The organism is Acinetobacter rongchengensis, assembly GCF_003611475.1.
GTDB classification, from domain to species: Bacteria; Pseudomonadota; Gammaproteobacteria; order Pseudomonadales; family Moraxellaceae; genus Acinetobacter; species Acinetobacter rongchengensis.
In genome coordinates, this window is record NZ_RAXT01000103.1 from 1 (window position 1) to 4,888 (window position 4,888).

Sequence of the window (4,888 nt, forward strand, 5' to 3'; positions counted from 1 at the left end):
TTAATTATTTGCTTAATTTCGCTTTGTTTGTATATTTATTACCCATTAATCACATTTTTTCACATTTTTTGATCAAATTTGCTTTAATACACGTGCGATAATTCTTGCTAGAATATATTTCGATGTCGTTAATACTGTTATTGGCTACTTTTAAATACCGTTATTGGCTACTTTTACTCTTAAGAAAACCTCAAGGAATTCTATGCGTCCTTATTCTTTACTATGGGCATGTTTACTAAGCATTGGTGTAATAAACCAAGTGTCTGCCCAAACAAATTCATCTACTCAATCAGATTCTGATGAAACTGTATCAGCAGCAACTTCCCATGCTGTTTCTACGGATGCTATTCCTAATAAAGATTCTGTAGTAGTTGAACAACAGCCTTCTAAGCACCCTAGAATCGATGCTTTAAAAGAACTCAAAAATGTTAATTCTAAAGATTTAAAAGTCAATGCGAATGCTGCTCAGCCTGAGAGTGTAAAAGATCCATTACAACCATTAAACCGTGAGTTCTATCAATTTAACGATGTTTTAGATCGTAATATTGTCCGCCCAATTGCAGTACAGTATTCACAAAAAGTTCCTGGTGAAGTTCGTGGCTCATATCGTTTATTTAGAAAAAATATGGCTGAACCGTGGAATGCGGTAAACCAAATTGCTCAAGGTCGTTTTAGTCGTGCAGCAAAAAGCCTCGGTCGCTTTACGATTAATACAGTGACTTCTTTAGGTTTAGCAGATCCTGCTCGTCGTCTAGGTTTAGGTACTGAAGAAGAGAGCTTAGGGATGACTTTAGGTTATTATGGTGTTCCAAGTGGCCCATATTTGATGTTACCTTTCTTAGGACCAAGTACTTTCCGTGGAGCACTTGATTATCCTGCGCAAAGTTATGCCAAACCGATGACTTATATTTTATCAAATAACAATCAAACTGGATTGGCTTTAGGACAAACCTTCTGGAGTGGTATCGATGCTCGTTCGAACCTTTTAGAAGTTGAGGATGTTTTGCAAGGTGATCGTTATGCGGCAATTCGTGATATTTATCTACAACGTTTAGCATTCCAGATTGCGGAGAAGAAAGGCCAAGGCGAAGAAGCTGTATCTTTCGTAGATGATGGTACAGATGACACTACTGACCCAGTCGATAATCCGTAATAACAATATTTTGTTAAACTTATTTGCTAGTAATTTGTATCGTTTTACTAGCAAAGTATAACTATCTATAGTAAATCTACTTGTTATAACTGTTCATATTTTAGGATCATCTATCTCTTCTATGTATTTCATTCAACCCAGTCGTCAAATTTCTAGCCTTGAGCAAGTCTTAAATGCTCTTCCGGGCTTACAGATGATTAACATTGAAGATATTCATCTTTATGATCCGACGGTTATTACTATTGCTGATGTGCATGATTTTCTACAACATCAATGGTCTTTACCCACTATTGTCATCGCTAAAGAAAATGAGGGCACTGAACTTTCTCAGGCGTGGGAACTAGGTGCATTAGCAGGTTGGGTTTGGACACGTTTACCTGTAAATCTTGAACATTCACTTTTTAAAATTGATGCTCAATATAAACGTAATCAAGACAGTCGAGATCTTCCTTCTGCTGCAGAATTGCAAAAAAAGCTCCTCCCCAATCCAATCGAATTGCAAAACTATAAAGTGGAAACGTTGTTTCAACCCTCTGCTTATTTGTCTGGTGATTGGTACGATTATTGGAAAATCAGTGATAAAGAGATTATTTTCTATTTAGCCGATGTTTCAGGGCATGGCGTGACCAGTTCACTCCTTACCTCTTGGATGGCTGCTTTTCATGGCCGCTCTAAGACTCCAAGAGAACTGATTAAAAAATTAAATGGTATGTTGGTTCAAGAAAATATTGAAAAGCACATTACTATGGTTGCAGGCATTTTAAATCTTGAAACACACCAACTGCGTTGGTCTAGTGCAGGACATTATCCTCCACCTATTATTTTTGAACCTAATCAAGCACCTCGTGTTTTAAATACCAGTAGCTTTCCTTTGGGGTTAACAGAAGACCTTGAAGTGGAAGAGTTTGAATGTACCTTGAATAAGCATGCACGATTCATTATTTGTTCTGATGGTGCTCTAGAACCATTCACTGGTGGATTGAATGAGCAATTCGCCCAATTGGTCTATCATTTGCAAAATCAATCATTTCGTGTACCCGATCACGTCGCAGATGATATTGCAATCCTTAGCTTTAGAAGAATGAATTAATTTAAAAATCAATCAGATAATTAAATATAGACTATTAACCTATACGCAAATACTTGAGTATAGACTTGCGCTATGTGATAATTTTCCTATCCTTCTCTGCAAATGGCATTTATATGTCAACAGGTCATGTTGAATATGCAAGCTTGAATGGAACGCATATCTTCAAAATTATTGGTGAAGTGCGAGCCCAGTCTTGTATAAGCTTAGACAAACTTTTGGCGAGGATTGAACAACAAGAAAACGTCGTTGGCGCTATTGTTGATTTAACCGAAACCACATTTATTGATAGCACAGTTCTTGGAATACTTGCTAAGTTAGGCTTAAAGCTTAAACAAGTTCACCATATCCAAGCGGTCATGCTGTCTACAAATCCAGATATTACCACTCTAGCCAATAGCATGGGTTTAGGGCAGGTTTTTGTCATCTTAAATTATTGTGGCGACCCTCAGGTATGCACCAAAGCATTGCTAGATGAGAACATCACTCATAACTCAATGTTATGTACTGTACTTGATGCACATAAAACGTTAATGAAACTTAACGAAAATAATCAAAATATGTTTGAACCATTAGTCAAACAACTTGAAAAGCAACAAGATACGATGAAATGCACTGCCCCAAATCAGGAAAGTGTTTAATCATCATTTCAAAGTAATATTTTCAAGGATGCAATATGTCTTTACTTTCCGTTGTTCAGATGAATTCTCAGAATGACATTGAAGTCAACTTCAGTGTCATTGAGTCATTGATCCAACAAAGTAAAGTCAATGGTGCTTCTTTGATTGTTTTTCCTGAAAATTTTGTGTGTTTCGCTGCGGGTAAGCAACGTGAAACAGCTGAACGTTTCGAAGAGTTTCAAAAGCGTCTTGAGCACTTGGCACAGCAATATCAAATTTGGATTGTTGCTGGGACTTTGCCCTGCCCGTTCCGTCCAGATGGTTCAATCATTCAAGATGGTCGTGTACGCACTGTAAGCCTGTGTATCAGCCCTGAACGAACAGAAGCACGTTATGACAAAATCCATTTGTTTGATGTACAAGTGGGCGATGCTGTGGGTGGTTATCAGGAGTCTAAATTCTTTGAGCCGGGTACTGAGCCCGTTATTGCAAAAACTCCTTTTGGCAATATTGGCTTAATGGTTTGTTATGATTTGCGTTTTCCTGAACTTGCACTGACGCTTCGGGCGCAAGGTGCAAATATCCTCACTGCTCCTGCTGCATTTACTTTTACCACAGGGCAAATGCATTGGCAGCTGTTACTTCAAGCACGTGCAATGGACAGTCAATGTCAGGTACTTGGCGCTGCTCAACAAGGTTGGCATGGTGAAAAACGTCAAACTTGGGGACATGCTGGTGCAGCGAATAGTCGTGGGCAGATTTTAGAGATTGTCAATGCTGAAGGTACACAATTAATCACTGTACCTTTTGATCTTGAAGAACAAGATTCCATTCGCGCATCTATGCCACTCATGCAACATCGAAAATTAATCACATTCTAGTTTTAAACTTATATTTTCATATCATTTCCGAATATTGAAAAACAATCTTATACTGAGAACGAAATGAGTATTCCTGAGGCGAGTATGCAAGACTCTTCTGTTTTAAATCTTGATAATCAACTCTGCTTTATGGTGTATTCAACAAATCTTGCTTTAAATCAAATTTATCGGAAAATACTTTCACCTTTAGGACTGACCTATCCACAATATTTAGTGATGTTGGTTCTTTGGGAAAAGGATGGTTTAACTGTATCTGAAATTGGTGAAAAATTATTCTTAGAATCTTCTACGCTAACCCCGTTATTAAAAAAATTACAAAACTCAGAATTGCTTGATCGTATTCGTTCAACCAAAGATGAACGTCAAGTGATTATTACTTTAACAGCGAAAGGTCAAAAGCTAAAAGAGCAAGCTATTGATATTCCAAATCAAATACTAAAAGCAAGTGCTTGTGATATAGAAAAATTAGTTGAATTAAAACAACAGCTATCCACTCTACGTACTAATATTCTCAAATGAATTAATGAAAAATTACATAAAATATACTTGCTTAAATAAATATATCGTATACGATATATTTGAACTCGATCGAAAGGAAGAATTCCAATGTCATTAGAAAAAGTCGTATATACAGCTCATGCAAAAGCAACTGGCGGTCGTGATGGTCGTGCAACATCTTCAGACGGTATTTTAGATGTTAAATTGGCAGTACCTAAAGAAATGGGTGGTGCAGGTGGTGGTACAAACCCTGAACAGCTTTTTGCAGCGGGTTATTCAGCATGCTTTCTTGGTGCAATGAAGTTTGTTGCGAATCGTGATCATTTAAAAATTACCCCTGATGTTTATATCGAAGGTGATGTCGGTATTGGCCCTATTCCAACAGGTTTTGGTATCCAAGCGACTTTAAACATTCATTTAGAAGGTTTAGAGCAAGCGGAAGCGCAAAAACTCGTTGATGCTGCGCATATTGTTTGCCCATACTCAAATGCTACTCGTGGTAATATTGATGTGACGTTGAATGTGATTGTTTGATTTTTCTCATAATAATCTACCTAGAAATTAGTTTTTAGGTAGATTTAATGTTCTTTTATTATACTATATTTGTTTAACTTCTATGATTTTGAAGAATAGATATGAATTGGGCAGA

General features: G+C 37.1%; 6 protein-coding genes. All 6 read left to right on the plus strand.

The window, feature by feature from the left end; genetic code table 11:
- Positions 1–202 precede the first annotated feature (202 nt).
- The 6 genes from D7V20_RS18540 (at position 203) to D7V20_RS18565 (ending at position 4,773) form a co-directional block, all read left to right on the plus strand.
- Positions 203–1,153, plus strand: a complete 951-nt coding sequence (locus D7V20_RS18540) for an MlaA family lipoprotein (RefSeq protein ID WP_120385346.1) — start codon at positions 203–205, stop codon at positions 1,151–1,153.
- 121 nt (positions 1,154–1,274) lie between these two features.
- Entirely contained in the window at positions 1,275–2,243 is a 969-nt protein-coding gene (gigA, locus tag D7V20_RS18545) for an RsbU family protein phosphatase GigA (RefSeq protein WP_120385347.1), read from the plus strand.
- 113 nt (positions 2,244–2,356) lie between these two features.
- Complete coding sequence (gene gigB, locus D7V20_RS18550) at positions 2,357–2,881, plus strand: anti-anti-sigma factor GigB (protein ID WP_120385348.1); 525 nt, start codon at positions 2,357–2,359, stop codon at positions 2,879–2,881.
- A gap of 35 nt (positions 2,882–2,916) precedes the next feature.
- Positions 2,917–3,741 carry a carbon-nitrogen hydrolase family protein gene (locus D7V20_RS18555; protein WP_120385349.1) on the plus strand — a complete coding sequence of 275 codons (825 nt, stop codon included), beginning with the start codon at positions 2,917–2,919 and terminating at the stop codon, positions 3,739–3,741.
- A gap of 84 nt (positions 3,742–3,825) precedes the next feature.
- Positions 3,826–4,260: a MarR family winged helix-turn-helix transcriptional regulator gene (locus D7V20_RS18560; RefSeq protein ID WP_120385351.1), complete on the plus strand. Its 435-nt coding sequence runs from the start codon at positions 3,826–3,828 to the stop codon at positions 4,258–4,260.
- Between the two features lie 87 nt (positions 4,261–4,347).
- Positions 4,348–4,773, plus strand: a complete 426-nt coding sequence (locus tag D7V20_RS18565) for an organic hydroperoxide resistance protein (protein WP_120385350.1) — start codon at positions 4,348–4,350, stop codon at positions 4,771–4,773.
- The last annotated feature ends 115 nt before the right edge of the window (positions 4,774–4,888 follow it).

Coding starts and splice junctions, on each gene's coding strand:
- D7V20_RS18540 (WP_120385346.1), top strand. CDS start 203: ATGCGTCCTTATTCTTTACTATGGGCATGTTTACTAAGCATTGGTGTA.
- gigA (WP_120385347.1), top strand. CDS start 1,275: ATGTATTTCATTCAACCCAGTCGTCAAATTTCTAGCCTTGAGCAAGTC.
- gigB (WP_120385348.1), top strand. CDS start 2,357: ATGTCAACAGGTCATGTTGAATATGCAAGCTTGAATGGAACGCATATC.
- D7V20_RS18555 (WP_120385349.1), top strand. CDS start 2,917: ATGTCTTTACTTTCCGTTGTTCAGATGAATTCTCAGAATGACATTGAA.
- D7V20_RS18560 (WP_120385351.1), top strand. CDS start 3,826: ATGCAAGACTCTTCTGTTTTAAATCTTGATAATCAACTCTGCTTTATG.
- D7V20_RS18565 (WP_120385350.1), top strand. CDS start 4,348: ATGTCATTAGAAAAAGTCGTATATACAGCTCATGCAAAAGCAACTGGC.